This is a genomic window from Streptomyces albidochromogenes (assembly GCF_005981925.1).
GTDB lineage: Bacteria > Actinomycetota > Actinomycetes > Streptomycetales > Streptomycetaceae > Streptomyces > Streptomyces albidochromogenes.
Map to the genome: position 1 here is coordinate 1 of NZ_VBVX01000224.1, position 11,294 is coordinate 11,294.

General features: G+C 69.5%; 18 protein-coding genes. 6 read left to right on the forward strand and 12 right to left on the reverse strand.

Annotated elements, in window-relative coordinates:
* The first annotated feature begins 10 nt into the window (after positions 1–10).
* Positions 11–856, forward strand: coding sequence for an NAD(P)-dependent oxidoreductase (locus E2E34_RS24535; RefSeq protein WP_244316053.1), 846 nt, complete (start codon positions 11–13; stop codon positions 854–856).
* Here E2E34_RS24535 and E2E34_RS24540 read toward each other — a convergent pair.
* Positions 846–1,274, reverse strand: a complete 429-nt coding sequence (locus E2E34_RS24540; RefSeq protein ID WP_138904090.1) for an ATP-binding protein — start codon at positions 1,272–1,274, stop codon at positions 846–848. The two genes, E2E34_RS24535 and E2E34_RS24540, sit on opposite strands and share 11 nt — an antisense overlap.
* A gap of 113 nt (positions 1,275–1,387) precedes the next feature.
* On the opposite strand from E2E34_RS24540, the gene E2E34_RS24545 reads away from it, so the two are divergent.
* Both E2E34_RS24545 and E2E34_RS24550 read left to right on the forward strand, forming a co-directional pair.
* On the forward strand, positions 1,388–2,212 hold the full coding sequence (locus E2E34_RS24545) for a helix-turn-helix domain-containing protein (RefSeq protein ID WP_138904091.1): 825 nt from the start codon (positions 1,388–1,390) through the stop codon (positions 2,210–2,212).
* Positions 2,209–2,460: a DUF397 domain-containing protein gene (locus tag E2E34_RS24550; protein ID WP_138904092.1), complete on the forward strand. Its 252-nt coding sequence runs from the start codon at positions 2,209–2,211 to the stop codon at positions 2,458–2,460. The genes E2E34_RS24545 and E2E34_RS24550 overlap by 4 nt, the downstream gene beginning before the upstream one ends.
* A gap of 646 nt (positions 2,461–3,106) precedes the next feature.
* Here E2E34_RS24550 and E2E34_RS24555 read toward each other — a convergent pair.
* The 4 genes from E2E34_RS24555 to E2E34_RS24570 all read right to left on the reverse strand — a co-directional run bounded on the left by E2E34_RS24555 (position 3,107) and on the right by E2E34_RS24570 (position 5,692).
* Positions 3,107–3,610, reverse strand: coding sequence for an FBP domain-containing protein (locus E2E34_RS24555; protein ID WP_138904093.1), 504 nt, complete (start codon positions 3,608–3,610; stop codon positions 3,107–3,109).
* 66 nt (positions 3,611–3,676) lie between these two features.
* Entirely contained in the window at positions 3,677–4,156 is a 480-nt protein-coding gene (locus tag E2E34_RS37525) for a dihydrofolate reductase family protein (RefSeq protein ID WP_244316049.1), read from the reverse strand.
* A gap of 170 nt (positions 4,157–4,326) precedes the next feature.
* Positions 4,327–5,112, reverse strand: a complete 786-nt coding sequence (locus E2E34_RS24565) for an SGNH/GDSL hydrolase family protein (protein WP_138904094.1) — start codon at positions 5,110–5,112, stop codon at positions 4,327–4,329.
* Positions 5,099–5,692, reverse strand: a complete 594-nt coding sequence (locus E2E34_RS24570) for a PadR family transcriptional regulator (RefSeq protein ID WP_138904095.1) — start codon at positions 5,690–5,692, stop codon at positions 5,099–5,101. The genes E2E34_RS24565 and E2E34_RS24570 overlap by 14 nt, the downstream gene beginning before the upstream one ends.
* A gap of 89 nt (positions 5,693–5,781) precedes the next feature.
* Between E2E34_RS24570 and E2E34_RS24575 the strand changes: the two genes are divergently transcribed.
* A complete protein-coding gene (locus E2E34_RS24575) occupies positions 5,782–6,207 on the forward strand; it encodes a nuclear transport factor 2 family protein (RefSeq protein WP_138904096.1) in 426 nt (141 codons plus the stop codon).
* A gap of 6 nt (positions 6,208–6,213) precedes the next feature.
* Here E2E34_RS24575 and E2E34_RS24580 read toward each other — a convergent pair whose 3' ends face one another.
* Together E2E34_RS24580 and E2E34_RS24585 are read right to left on the reverse strand one after the other, a co-directional pair.
* Positions 6,214–6,882 carry a permease prefix domain 1-containing protein gene (locus tag E2E34_RS24580; RefSeq protein WP_138904097.1) on the reverse strand — a complete coding sequence of 223 codons (669 nt, stop codon included), beginning with the start codon at positions 6,880–6,882 and terminating at the stop codon, positions 6,214–6,216.
* Complete coding sequence (locus tag E2E34_RS24585) at positions 6,879–7,220, reverse strand: PadR family transcriptional regulator (protein WP_138904098.1); 342 nt, start codon at positions 7,218–7,220, stop codon at positions 6,879–6,881. The genes E2E34_RS24580 and E2E34_RS24585 overlap by 4 nt, the downstream gene beginning before the upstream one ends.
* A gap of 84 nt (positions 7,221–7,304) precedes the next feature.
* Here E2E34_RS24585 and E2E34_RS24590 point away from each other — a divergent pair, with 84 nt between their 5' ends.
* Complete coding sequence (locus E2E34_RS24590; protein ID WP_138904099.1) at positions 7,305–7,796, forward strand: hypothetical protein; 492 nt, start codon at positions 7,305–7,307, stop codon at positions 7,794–7,796.
* Between the two features lie 4 nt (positions 7,797–7,800).
* Complete coding sequence (locus E2E34_RS24595) at positions 7,801–8,061, forward strand: hypothetical protein (protein ID WP_138904100.1); 261 nt, start codon at positions 7,801–7,803, stop codon at positions 8,059–8,061.
* Between the two features lie 34 nt (positions 8,062–8,095).
* Here E2E34_RS24595 and E2E34_RS24600 read toward each other — a convergent pair whose 3' ends face one another.
* The 5 genes from E2E34_RS24600 to E2E34_RS24620 form a co-directional block, all read right to left on the reverse strand.
* Positions 8,096–8,752, reverse strand: coding sequence for an OmpA family protein (locus E2E34_RS24600; protein WP_138904106.1), 657 nt, complete (start codon positions 8,750–8,752; stop codon positions 8,096–8,098).
* A 4-nt stretch (positions 8,753–8,756) separates the two neighbouring features.
* Positions 8,757–9,356 (reverse strand): hypothetical protein, encoded by a 600-nt coding sequence (locus E2E34_RS24605; RefSeq protein WP_138904101.1) that lies wholly within the window; start codon positions 9,354–9,356, stop codon positions 8,757–8,759.
* A gap of 25 nt (positions 9,357–9,381) precedes the next feature.
* A complete protein-coding gene (locus E2E34_RS24610; RefSeq protein WP_244316051.1) occupies positions 9,382–9,942 on the reverse strand; it encodes a hypothetical protein in 561 nt (186 codons plus the stop codon).
* A gap of 41 nt (positions 9,943–9,983) precedes the next feature.
* Positions 9,984–10,220: a hypothetical protein gene (locus E2E34_RS24615; RefSeq protein WP_138904103.1), complete on the reverse strand. Its 237-nt coding sequence runs from the start codon at positions 10,218–10,220 to the stop codon at positions 9,984–9,986.
* 149 nt (positions 10,221–10,369) lie between these two features.
* On the reverse strand, positions 10,370–11,294 hold a 925-nt coding region (locus E2E34_RS24620; RefSeq protein ID WP_138904104.1), incomplete at its 5' end, for a response regulator.

Genomic DNA, 11,294 nt, shown 5'->3' on the forward strand with positions numbered 1-11,294 from the left:
CCTCCCTCCCGTGTCCGTCCTCGGCCTCGGCATGATGGGCAGCGCCCTGGCGGCCGCCTTCCTCAAGGCCGGCCACCCGGTCACCGTCTGGAACCGCTCCGCGGCGAAGACTGGACCGCTGGTCGCCCAGGGAGCCACCCCCGCGGAGACGGTCACCGACGCCGTGGCGGCGAGCCCGCTGGTGATCATGTGCTTCACGACGAACGACAACGTCGCCGACGCCCTGGCCACCGTCGACCTCACCGGCAGGACGCTGGTGAACCTCACCAACGGCACCCCAGCGCAGGCCCGCACCCTCTCCACCTGGGCCGAGAAGCAGGGAGCCGCGTACATCGACGGCGGGATCATGGCGGTCCCGCAAATGATCGCGACCCCGGCCGCGTACATCCTCTACAGCGGCGACGAGCAGGCGTACGAGACCCACCGCCTCACCCTCGCCGCCCTCGCCGGCACGCAGTGGGTCGGCACCGACCCGGGCCGCGCGGCCCTGCACGACTTGGCCCTGCTGACCGGCATGTACGGCATGATCATGGGCGTGGCCCAGGCGTTCGCCCTGATCGGTACGGAGAACATCGCGGCCACCGACTTCGCCGAGCCGCTGCACGCCTGGCTCTCGGCGATGCTGAGCGGGGTGGTCCCGGGGATGGCCGAGGCCGTGGATTCCGGGCAGCACCTGACGGACGTGTCGAGCCTCGGGATCAACCAGGCGGCGTTCGCGAACTTCATCGACACGTACGACGACCAGGGCGTCAGCCCCGAACTGTTCGTACCGTTCCAGAAGCTGCTCGACCGGTCGGTCGCGGAGGGACACGCGGCGGACGGCTTGTCCCGTCTGGTGGACCTGCTCAAGAAGTAACGCCGCAGGAGGGTACGCCGCCCTCCACGACGGCGAACTCGCACCACACCACCTTCCCGGGCTCCCGCTCCCCGACCCCCCACCTGTCTGCCAGCGCCGCCACGAGCAACAGCCCCCGCCCCGACTCGCCGTCCGGCTCCCGGACCCTGGGGACGCCGGTCCCGCTGTCGTGGACCTCGATGCGGAGAACGTCTCCGCCGAGCCACAACCGGAGGCGGTAGCCACGCCCGGGCGGAACACCGTGCAGCAGGGCATTGGTGGCCAGCTCGCTCACGCACAGCAGTACGTCGTCCAGGCACACTCCGAGCTGCCATTCGGCAAGGACGGTGTGCGCGAAGTCCCTGGCAGCGGCCACGGACCGACGTTCCCGGCGGTAGAACCGCTCGCGCAGCAACGGGTGTTGCATCGTCTCGTTCATGAGACGACCGTGACGCAGTGTGACTACGGTGAGGCAGTGCGCGCACCCGTACAAGAAATCCGTACGGGTCGGACAGGCGTGACGTACGGAGGGGGGTGGGGAGTTGGACAGTCATGCACCCCAGGAAGCGGCAGCGGAAGAACGCCTCGGCGATGAAGCTCGTGGGCGCGCTGGTGGCCCGGTTCCGGGAGGACGCGGGGTTCACACAACGGGAGCTGGCGGAACGGATCTGCGCGGGCGAGGAGACGGTCGCCTCCGTCGAGCAGGGCAGACGGCCGCTCAAGCCGGACCTGGCGAGGCTGCTGGACCGCCTGCTGGACACCAAGCACGCGCTGGAGACGGCGGTGGACAACATGCCGGAGATCGACCTGATCCCGGCTTGGGCTGAGCAGTACATGGACTTGGAGCGGGACGCGATCGCGTTGTCGTGGTTCGAGAACCAGGTGCTGCCGGGGTTGCTTCAGACGGAAGGCTATGCCCGAGCAGTCTTCCGTACAGACGTACCCGCGCTCAGTTCCGAGGAAATCGAGCAGCGCGTCACAGCCCGGCTGGCACGGCAGGACATCCTGCGGCGCGCGGAACCCCCGACAGCGAGCTTCATCGTCTCCGAGGCAGTCCTGATCGACCGCCTGGGCGGCAATGGCGTGCACACGGAAACGCTGCGCCACCTTCGATCATGTGCCGATCTCCCGGGCATCGCCCTCCAGGTCATGCCGCTCGGACGGCAGACTCACGCAGGGCTCTCCGGCCCCTTCATCGTGCTTGAATCACCGGACCACCAACACCTCGCGTATGCCGAGACGCAACGCGGCAGCCAGCTCATTTCTCATCCCGACGAGGTGAGCATCCTGGAGCGCAAATATGCGATGCTGCGAACGCAGGCCCTCAACCCCGACGAAACGAAGGGCCTGTTGGACCGGCTGCTAGGAGAGCAATGAGCACCGCACTTGAGTGGTTCAAGTCCAGCTACAGCAGCGAGCAAGGCGGGGCCTGCCTCGAAGTCGCCTACGCTTGGCGCAAGTCCACGTACAGCGGCAGCGAGGGTGGCGCCTGCGTCGAAATCGCCACCTGCCCCACCGCAGTCCACGTCCGGGACTCCAAGATCCCCGACGGGCCAACCCTCACCCTCACCTCCACCACCTGGTCGCACTTCGCGAGGTACGCCGCTTCGTCGCACGGGAGCTGACGCACCCCACCACCCGGGAGCGCTGTTGGGCCTGGGGCGGTGGTTGTTTCTGGTGTGGGGGCCGCCTTTTCCGGAGTGTGGCGTCGGAGGCCCGGCCGTCAAGGGCGCTCCTGCGTCGCGTCGCCTTCGGCGATTGCGCTTCGCTTTGACCCTTGACAGCCGAACCTCCGACGCATTGCTTAAGGGGGGCGGCCCCGAAAGGAAGCCCACGGGGGAGGCTCGGGAGTTGCTGGTCGCCGTTGCCGGGCGGCGGGTGTGGGGTAGGGAGGCGCGGAAGCTTTCGGGGGTAGCTCGGCCCCTGGCTCAGCGACTGCGGCGACGGATGTTGGTGCGACACCGCACTCGCGTCCCACTTGAGCATCCGGCCGGTGGGCCGTGAGCCGGACGGATCGCGAGCGTGCGAGGTGGGTGGAGGGTTGAGCGGAGGCGGTGAACCGAAACCGTCAGATGACGGGGATCGATGCCCTACTTGTGCAGCTTCTGGCTATTCGGGGAGGGTGGAGAGGTGCTTTGTGTCGGGTTGGGGGCGGGGGCGGTACGTCGGGGCGTGCCGCCCGGCGGTTGCGGCGCAGGGCGGCACGGCTTTCGCGTGTGGTCCGCGTGTTCGCTCGACGGGCTGCGGTGGAGATCACCGAGCGGGGCTCGCTCAGGCTTCGGTGACCTTGGCCACGAAAGCGTCGAGATTGCCGGACATCCGGGCCAGACGCTCGTCCAGCGTCAGGGACTCCTCGTACCGTCCGGTGCGGAGCTTCGGCTGTCGCTTGCCTCGCACGTACAGGGGGCAGGCGAGGTCCGCGCAGATGTAGATGCCGACCGTGTTGCCCTCGCGGCCCCGAGCGCCCGCCAAGGGGGCGACGAGCAGGGTGACACCGGAAGACGCGTGGCCCGTCAGGCACACCTGGCACAGGCTGGACTTCACCGCACTGGTGCGGCTCACGGAGGGGACCCGCAGCGAGATTCCGACGGGTCCGTCGGCTCGCGGCAGGACGAGGTGGGCCCGCAGCGGGGCTCCCGGGTCCACCCAGCCGATGAAGTCCAGGTCCTCCCACGGCAGTTCGGCGAAGTCGAGTGGCAGTCGCAGGCGCGTCGCCTCGCCCTTGGTGCAGTTCACGAAGGACGAGCGGATCTGTTGGTCGGTGAGGGGGTCCACGGGCGTCGACCCTACGACCGCGTCCACCGGCCCGCATCCCAATATCCGGCGGTCCCCGCCGGGGGGTCAAACGCGCTTCGGTTCGAAGTGCAGCGCCGTGATGCCGCAGTCGAAGGGCCGGGCCGTTACGAGGCGGAGTCGCTGAGGTCGCCGAACACGGGCATTCCGGCGCCGGTCGCGGTCGGGTTGGCGAAGAGGTGGAGTTCGTCCAGGAGCCCCTGGGTGATCAAGCTCGCGACGAGCGTGCCGCCCCCCATACGCGATCATGTCGGGCCGGGCCTTCAGGCCGTTCACTGTCGCGGCGAGATCGCCGGCGACCACGGCGTTCTCCCAGGTCGACTCGGTGAGGGTGCGGGAGATGACGACCTTGGGCGTGTTGTTCATCTTGTCGATGGACGCCCGGTCCTCCCCCTCGGGGCCGGCCGCCCAGGTCGGGATGAACCCCTCGGCCGGCTTGCGGCCCAGGACGATGCAGTCGACCGGGTCGGTGAGCGCGTCGATGTGGGCGTTGATGGCGCCCGTCCACTGGAATGTCAGCCAGTCCATCTCGCCGTTGGGCAGGCCATGTACCCGTCGACGGTGATCTGGGCCTGCAGCTTGAACGTACGCATGCGTGCTTCCTTTCCCGCCGGGCTCAGAGGCGAGTCGCTCGCCCAGTCTTCGCCGCCGCATCCGGCCGGGACATCGGCCGGCGGCACCGACGGTGGCCGGTGCCGTCACACGGGCGGGCTCACCGCCAGCAGACGCGGCCGCTTCGCCTCGCGGCCGTCCCCGGAGGAACGGCCGCGCAGGCGTCGCCCCAGCCAGGGGCCGAGGTGGGCTGCCAGCCAGTGCAGCTCGGCCCGCGCCGCCTGCCGGCCGGTGCTGGCGGGCAGCGCGGGCAGCGGGTCCGCCCAGGTTCCGTCGATGGCCGGCAGCCGTACGGCGTGGGCGGCGGCGGCCGCGAACCGTTCGTGGCCGAGCGGGCTCAGATGGAGCCGGTCCGCGGTCCACAGGCGCGGGTCGGTGGCGAAGGGGTGCTCGGCGATCTCCACGACCACGGCGTCGTGCCGGGCGGCCGCCGCGCGAATGCCCGCGTTGAGCGCGTGCACGCGCGAACGCAGGGGCCGGGCGAGCGGCACGACCCGCGTGATGTCGGGAAACGTGACCGTCACGACGCGGGTCCCGGAGTCGGTCAGGGCGGCGAACATCGCCTCCAGGTGACCCACCACCCGGGCGGCGTCGAACGAGGGCCGCATCAGGTCGTTGACTCCCGCGACGACCGTCGCGAGGTCGGGCCGCAGCTCCAGGGCCGGCGCGAGCTGCTCGGCGCGGACCTGACTGGCCAGGCGTCCCCGTACGGCCAGATTGGCGTACTGGAGAAGGGGGTTGGCGGCTGCGAGGTGTTCGGCGAGGCGGTCCGCCCAGCCCCGCAGGCCGGTGGTGTCGTCGCCGTCGCCGAGTCCTTCGGTCTGGCTGTCCCCCAGGGCGACGTAGCGCCCGTACGGCTCATCGCGCTTCATCGGTCCGCCTCTCGCGCAGTACGGCCGCCACGCGCAGCCCCCAGTCCCGGTTCTCCCGCTCATGCGCCAGGCCGCGCAGGCAGGTGAGGTACGGGCCGATCCGGTCGCCCCGGCGCAGGAACTCCTCCTCGTCGAGTTCGCCGCGCATCTTGCGGAGCACCTTGCCGAAGAGCTCGATCTTGGCCTCGGCCAGTGCCGCCTGCTCCTCCAGCTGCTCGATCACCGGGCCCGTGTCGACGCTGTCGGCGGCCTGGACCTTGACCATGAGGTCGTCGCGGATGAACGAGGCCTTCGGCGCCGCGGCGGCGAAGGCCTCGAACTCGGCGAGCCCGGCCCGCGTGACGCGGAACATGCGCTTGTTGGGCCGGGTCTCCTGCACGACGTGCCGGCCGGCGACCAAACCCTCCTTCTCCAGCTTGGCCAGTTCGGCGTACAGCTGCTGGGGCAGGGCGTGCCAGAAGTTCGCGACGCCGATGTCGAACGCCTTGGCCAGCTGGTAGCCGCTGTACTCGCCGCTGTCGTCCCCGTCGCTGCTGTCGCCCGCCAGCAGCGCGGCCAGGACCGCATGTCGCAAGGCCATCGACGGCCCCCTTCCCTTTCGTCGCGCCTGACCACATCATCATAGTCAAGAAACTGAGTAATCAGAATGATGACTATGGAGGCCGTCCCATGAGCACCGACACCGCCGCCCGCTTCCGCGCCGCCGTCGAGAAGGAGGACGTCGCCGCCCTGGAGGGGCTGTTCACGGAGGACACCCGCCTCTACAGCCCGGTGAAGTTCCAGCCGTTCGAGGGCAAACCGATGGTGATGGGGCTGTTCGGCGTACTGCTGCGGACCTTCGAGGACTTCCGGTACGTGGGCGCGTACGAGGGCGCGGCGGAGACGAGCGCGGACGGGGAGGAGGCTCCCTCGGCGGTGCTGATCTTCCGTGCCGTCGTCAACGGCAAGGAGATCCACGGCATGGACCTGCTCCACTTCGACGACCAGGGCCTGATCAAGGAGTTCACGGTGATGGTCCGCCCGCAGTCGGCGGTGCAGGCCCTGGGGCAGGCGGTACTCGCGGGCCTGGTGGCCGACGGCCTCGCGCCCGCGTAGCCCGGTTTACGCCGTCGACCTCGCGCACCGGCGGCAGGCGCGGGCGGAGGCCGCCACCACGGCGTGCGACACGGCGGCGAGGGAGCCGGCGAGCGCGATCAGCGGCCAGTTCGTGGCCAGGAGCGCGGCGACGGTGAGGGCCAGGGCGGCGACCGCCATGGCCACGCTGGCCGTCGTACCGGCCCACGCGACCGCGAGGGGCAGGCGGTGCGGCGTGGGCAGCCGGCGCGCGAGGGTGCCGGTGACCGCCGTCATGGCGGCGGCCAGCAGCGCGGCCGTGCCCGCGACCCCGGCCAGATGGGCCGCCAACTGCTGGGCCGTGCGCGGCAGCAGCCAGTCCTGGCCGGGGTCGGCGCTCCACACCAGGTACCAGCAGGCGATCAGGAACGGGGCTGCCAGTCCGACGGCCCGGGCGGTGTGCCGGGCCTGGGCGATGGTCAGTTCCCGCTGGCAGCTCGGCGCGATCTCCTCGGGGCTCCCGAACTCCAGCACCGCCTGCCGGGCCGCCTCGTCACGGGGCAGGCCCTCGTCGGCGTACGCCGCCACCGTCTCCGCGAGGCCGTCGCGCACCTCTTCGACCAGCCGGGCCTTGTCCCGGGCCGGTCCGTACAGGGCCCCCGCCAGGGTCGCGGCGTACTCCTCGACGGGGTCGGCCGTCCGGCCTGCGGTGTTCACGTTGCGGGGCTGGGCGGGGCCGCCGGGTTCAGGACCGAGCCGATGGCCGTCGTGAACTCGTCCCACGCCGTTCGCTCACCGGCCAGGCTGCCTCGGCCCGCCTCGGTGAGCGCGTAGCAGCGCCGTCGCCGTTCGCCGACGGACTCCCACGTGCTGCTGAGCAGCCCGAGTCGCTCCAGCCGGTTCAGGGCCGGATAGATCGTGCCTGTGCGCAGGTCGAGTACGCCGCCGGAGCGCTGCTGGACGGCGGCGATGATCGCGTACCCGTGCAGCGGCCCCGGTTCGAGCACGGCCAGCAGGAGCCCGTCCAGGTGTCCTCGTACCGCGTCTGCCCTCATGAGTAGGCAGCCTACACAAGTGAGGTGTAGGCGTGGTACCTATTGGCAGCCAACATATAGGTTTCCCGCCCCGAGGAGTCCGCGGTGACGAAGCTGCTGCTGTCCATACATGTGCTCGCGGCGATCCTGGCGATCGGGCCGATCGCCGTGGCCGCGTCACTCTTCCCCCGGTACGCCCGCTTCCCTGGGCGCGACGGCGGGGAGGCGGCGGGCGGGGAGCCTGGCGGCCGGGCCGTCGGGATCGCCGCTCTGCTGCACCGGGTCTGCCGCGTCTACGCCGTCGCCGGCATCGCCGTCCCGGTCTTCGGGATCGCCACCGGCGCCCAGCTCGGCGTACTCACCGACGCGTGGCTGACCGTCTCGCTCGCCCTGACGGCGATCGCCGCGGCCCTGCTGGCGCTGGCGATCCTGCCCCGGCAGAAGCGGCTGCTGGCCTCGCTCCACGGCGCCGGCGACCAGGCGCCGCACGCCGCGACGGCGTCCCGCCTGGCCATGCTCACCGGCGTCTTCAACCTGCTGTGGGCGGCCGTCGTCGTCCTCATGATCGTCCGCCCCGGCTCGACGACGGGAACGTGACGTCGTGCGTACGCTGCGGATCGCGGCCGGCGTCGAAGCCGCGTCGCTGGTCGTCCTGCTGGGCAACCTGCTCACCACGCACACGCCGGCGGTCAGCAGCCTCGCCGGCCCGCTCCACGGCACCGCCTACCTCGTCGTCATCGCGACCACCTGGCCGCTCCCGGCCGCCGCCCCGTCGGGTACCCGGTGGCTCGCCGTCATCCCCGGAGTCGGCGGCCTGCTCGCCCTGCGCCGTATCCGCGACCGCACACTGGGGAGGACCTGATGCGCCCTGCCGCTTCCAGGTGGTGACCGGTCCCTCAGTTCTCGGTGGCGGACGCCGGCGCCTCACCGCGCGGGAAGGAGACCTCTACACGTCGGTTCTTCTTGCGGCCTTCCTCCGAGTCGTTGTCGGCGATCGGGTAGTCCTCGCTGTACCCGCGGATCTCGAACGTGACGGACGAGTCCAGGGACTTGTTCAGCTCCTGCTGCACGGCGTCCGCCCGCTTCTTGGACAGCACCTTGCCGTGCTCGTACGAGCCGAGGTCGTCGGTGAAACCGAAGACCCGGATCTTGGTCGCCTTCTGGGCGAGGATCTCGTCGGCGATGGCCTTGATCCGGGACGCGGCCTCCGCGTTGAGCTTCGCGCTGTCCTTGCCGAACAACACCTCGGCCTGGAGGGCGAACTTCACGTCCGAGTTGGTGTCCTCCCGACGCTCCTCACCACCGAGGTCCTCGACGACGGACTTGATGTCGATGACGCGGGCGGGGGCGAGGGTGGCCCCGTCACCCAACTTGAGCCCCGGCGAGTTGGAGTCGACATTGGGGGGCGGGGACGTGGTGGTGCTGCCGGGCGGAGCGCTGGGCGAGGGGTCGGCGTGCGCATGCGACACGGTTAGACCGGCGACAAGCGCTGCTGCAAGAAGGGTGACCGCGGTGAGATGCGTTGGGCGACTTACCAAGGTAACGGCAGGCATGGCTTCACTCACCGTCGGAGATCTCGATAGTCGCCACCGGCATGTCGGCGATCTGAAAGTCCACCTCGGTGGTTTCTGCCGGCGGAGCGGGGAACTGGGCGAACCACGTTTGCTCTTCCTCGGCCTTGAAGGCACCGCTGAATTGAGTGCAGAGGCAGCGCCCACCGGTGTCGCGCAGAATCAGGTACTTCTTCTTCCCTGAGCGATCCACAAGAGAGGCACCTGCCATTGAGGCGGAGTTTCCAGACAACTCCTTCTCCTGCCCTCGCCAGGGAGTGGGGTTCCAGCTCCCGCCCTTTCCGTTCTTCACCTTGCCGCTAACAGTGAGAAACCCGCCTTCGTCCCGTACAGCGGTGTTGATCGTTAGGGTGGTGTTGTCAGCACCTCCCCGCACCTCAGCCAAGACCTGTTCTTCCGGCACCTTGGGTTCCTCGCCCTTCGGCTTGTCCTCCGCCTCGTTGCCCTCGGCAGGACTCGAGGATGAGACAGCCTCAGGCTTCTCACCGCCATCCCCGCCGCAACCAGCCACGGTGAGGACCAAACCAGTAGCGAGTGCTACTGCGGTGAGCGTCCTCCGTGCCTTCATGGTCTGCCGCACGTTCATCAGCAACTCTTCCTTGTCTTTGCATTCACTCGGCCAAGTGGACAGAGAACAGGTCGTTCGGATACGGCAAGTCGGCTTTGACGATGTCCTTTGGGTCGATCTCCCAACGCACACCGCCCTCGCAGTCAATCTCGATCAGCTTCAACGGATCACTACCTGACCTGATCTGGCAGCGAGGCTCAATCACTGCCGTGGCATTGGCCTTGGAATGTTTGTTCTCCGTACCGGGAATGATCGAGTCACCCACCGTGTAGTTCGTCCGGATCTCAGCCGTGAAGGCCGGGTTGCCGTCGATGAGGATCGGGGAAACGTTCAGCAGCGTCGAGTCGTTCTCGCCTGCCAACTGCGTCGCAGCAGCTTCCCCGCTCCCCACCGCTCCTCTGCCATCGAGCCAATCGATCAGCATCTCCGGCGAGCTGAGGTCGCGGATGAAACCGTCGGTCAATTCATCCCGCACCTCTTGAGCAGCGGCAATCGCGGCTGCATCGGCCGCCGACTGGCCCCCGTTGCGGGCGGCAGCGGCCTGAGCGAAGGCAAAGTAGGCAAACGCAAGAAAGAGCAGACCCCCCACCACCACGACGTACATGGGGAGGGTCTGCCCTCGGTCCTGCCGAAGCGAAGAAGTCATCAGCCGCCAGTGATGTCGTCCACGGCGTCGCTGATCGCTTCTGAGATCGTCTGGTCCAGATCCAACTCCCGTACCGCCACCACGATCAGCGCGATCACGACCACCAGGCCCGCGTACTCCACCACGCTCGCGCCCTCGTCCGCTCGCTTCTGCATGCGGGTGACGACCGTGTCGCGCCAGGTGTTGATCGCGAGCTGGGCCTTCGTGGCGGTCTTGAGCGTGAGGTTCTTCGACATGGGGTGCCCCTCCGAGGTCGGCCGACGTGTGCGTTTCCGCGATGGTGGAAACGTACGGCGGGGCAGAGGGCCCGGCGGAGGGTCCGTGGGCCCAAGTCTGGGCCCAAAGGCCGGCTTGGGCCTGCCGGAGGGCCGTCGTGCTCGCGCGTTCAGCCATGACTCGTCGTCCCCCTCGCCGATCCCAGCCACAGCGCGATCGCCTCGCTCCTGCTCGCGCTGTGGAGTTTCGCGAAGATGCGGTTGATGTGGTTCTTCACCGTCTTCTCGCTGATGAAGCAGGTGGCGGCGATCTGCTGATTGCTCATGCCGGACGCGATCAGATCCATGACCTCCACCTCCCTCGCACTCAGTCCGAAGTCCTGTACGTTCCGCGCCCGCCGGGCCTGCTGCCGGTCCGTTGAATACTGTGCCATGTCAGATTGCAGGTGCGAAGTACTTTCGCTCAGTCGTCCCGAATTCGAGACATCTGGACCGGCATTGCCCTGCCACCCGGTGTGTGCAGTCGCATCGTGCGCCGCCGCGTGGACAGGGATCCGGCTCGCACCCGTGTACGGGCGGCCGGTCGCGTAGACCTCGCCGAGCCCCTCCGGGAGCTCCGGCCCGGCGTCGGCCGGACCGGCGCCGCCGCCGCGCATGTGGGCCAGCAGCGCGTCCTGGGCCGACGGCGAGAAGTGGGCGCGGCCCGCCTTGATGTCCCGTACGGCGGCCACCAGTTGCTCCGCGCTGAACTCGCCGTGCACCAGATAGCCGCCCGCACCGAGCCGCAGCGCCTCCCGCACGATCTCGCTCTCGCGGCTGTACGTCAGCATCATCACCGGCGCCACCCGCACCAGGTACGGCAGCGCCGAGATGCCGTCGACGCCCGGCATCCGCACGTCCAGCAGCACCACGTCCGGCCGGTGGCGCTGGGCCGCCGCGAGCGCCTCGCGGCCGTCGGTCGCCTCGGCGACGACTTCCACGTCGTCGCGGCCGCCGAGCAGGACGGTGAGGCCGGCCCGTACGACCGGATTGTCGTCGGCGACGACCACGCGCAGGAGGGGCGGCGGGCCGAAGGGGTCGGGGGAAGGATCGGGG

What these genes read in the sequence shown, in the direction of transcription:
- E2E34_RS24570 (WP_138904095.1), bottom strand. Translation starts at nt 5,692, where the DNA reads ATGGCCTTGCGACATGCGGTCCTGGCCGCGCTGCTGGCGGGCGACAGC.
- E2E34_RS24605 (WP_138904101.1), bottom strand. Translation starts at nt 9,356, where the DNA reads ATGAACGTGCGGCAGACCATGAAGGCACGGAGGACGCTCACCGCAGTA.
- E2E34_RS24615 (WP_138904103.1), bottom strand. Translation starts at nt 10,220, where the DNA reads ATGTCGAAGAACCTCACGCTCAAGACCGCCACGAAGGCCCAGCTCGCG.
- E2E34_RS24575 (WP_138904096.1), top strand. Translation starts at nt 5,782, where the DNA reads ATGAGCACCGACACCGCCGCCCGCTTCCGCGCCGCCGTCGAGAAGGAG.
- E2E34_RS24585 (WP_138904098.1), bottom strand. Translation starts at nt 7,220, where the DNA reads ATGAGGGCAGACGCGGTACGAGGACACCTGGACGGGCTCCTGCTGGCC.
- E2E34_RS24550 (WP_138904092.1), top strand. Translation starts at nt 2,209, where the DNA reads ATGAGCACCGCACTTGAGTGGTTCAAGTCCAGCTACAGCAGCGAGCAA.
- E2E34_RS24600 (WP_138904106.1), bottom strand. Translation starts at nt 8,752, where the DNA reads ATGCCTGCCGTTACCTTGGTAAGTCGCCCAACGCATCTCACCGCGGTC.
- E2E34_RS24540 (WP_138904090.1), bottom strand. Translation starts at nt 1,274, where the DNA reads ATGAACGAGACGATGCAACACCCGTTGCTGCGCGAGCGGTTCTACCGC.
- E2E34_RS24565 (WP_138904094.1), bottom strand. Translation starts at nt 5,112, where the DNA reads ATGAAGCGCGATGAGCCGTACGGGCGCTACGTCGCCCTGGGGGACAGC.
- E2E34_RS37525 (WP_244316049.1), bottom strand. Translation starts at nt 4,156, where the DNA reads ATGGACTGGCTGACATTCCAGTGGACGGGCGCCATCAACGCCCACATC.
- E2E34_RS24610 (WP_244316051.1), bottom strand. Translation starts at nt 9,942, where the DNA reads ATGTACGTCGTGGTGGTGGGGGGTCTGCTCTTTCTTGCGTTTGCCTAC.
- E2E34_RS24545 (WP_138904091.1), top strand. Translation starts at nt 1,388, where the DNA reads ATGCACCCCAGGAAGCGGCAGCGGAAGAACGCCTCGGCGATGAAGCTC.